Origin of the sequence: Solibacillus faecavium, assembly GCF_014836905.1 — a bacterium.
GTDB classification, from domain to species: domain Bacteria; phylum Bacillota; class Bacilli; order Bacillales_A; family Planococcaceae; genus Solibacillus; species Solibacillus faecavium.
Genome location: NZ_JACSPZ010000027.1, coordinates 1 through 694 on the forward strand (window position 1 = coordinate 1; position 694 = coordinate 694).

The 694-nt window shown below is 32.3% G+C and carries 2 protein-coding genes; one reads left to right on the forward strand and one right to left on the reverse strand.

The genetic code is table 11. The features are described 5' to 3' along the window. On the forward strand, positions 1-473 hold a 473-nt coding region (locus H9635_RS19085; RefSeq protein ID WP_191701906.1), incomplete at its 5' end, for a hypothetical protein. 18 nt (positions 474-491) lie between these two features. Here the strand turns inward: H9635_RS19085 and H9635_RS19340 are convergent. Continuing rightward, on the reverse strand, positions 492-694 hold a 203-nt coding region (locus H9635_RS19340; RefSeq protein ID WP_225231415.1), incomplete at its 5' end, for a hypothetical protein.

Genomic DNA, 694 nt, shown 5'->3' on the forward strand with positions numbered 1-694 from the left:
GTTTTAATGCCCAAGATGCAATTAAAACTTTTGAGGAAGCTTTAAAAATTGTTGGCATTAATGATTTTACTTATGTTGAAGTAGAAGGCTTTTCTGAAATGCCTGGGAATGGAATTTATCCTCCGCCTAGTCAAGTTAAAGTTCGTGAAGGAATTGAAAACTTACCAGTGGAGTATCAAGCCGATGTAAACAAACTATTAAAAGATAATTTTGTTCCATATGCTGTTATTCGGCAAGGTAATTTTGTGAATTACCTTGTTGTTAGTAGTGATGTTAACTTTGATTTTGAAGGTGCTAATGGAGTTATGAAAGGTGCAGGAAAAAGATATACCTCGCCTACAAAGTATGGTTTTGATTTTAAAGGCTATGCTTATGTAAGAGACGTCACTGATAATGATGGTTTTGGTTTAGATCATGGTGAGATTACTTTTGCGGTTTTAGATGATGGCAAAAGTATTAGCAGAACGATGTAAAAGATAAAAAAGAAGCTATTAATTAGCTTCTTTTTTTATTTTTTGTTTGATGTCTTTTTGGTTTTTATTATGAAGTTTAGTAAATTGACGCTTTTTATTTTTTTGTGGTCCTAGTCCGCCTCTATAAAAATAGTAAGGGTTTAACATAAAAGTTCTTGTTAACCGCTTGTCTCTGGTTATGCAATTCCATTCTTTCAAATGTTTTATTGCTGTTGAGATAC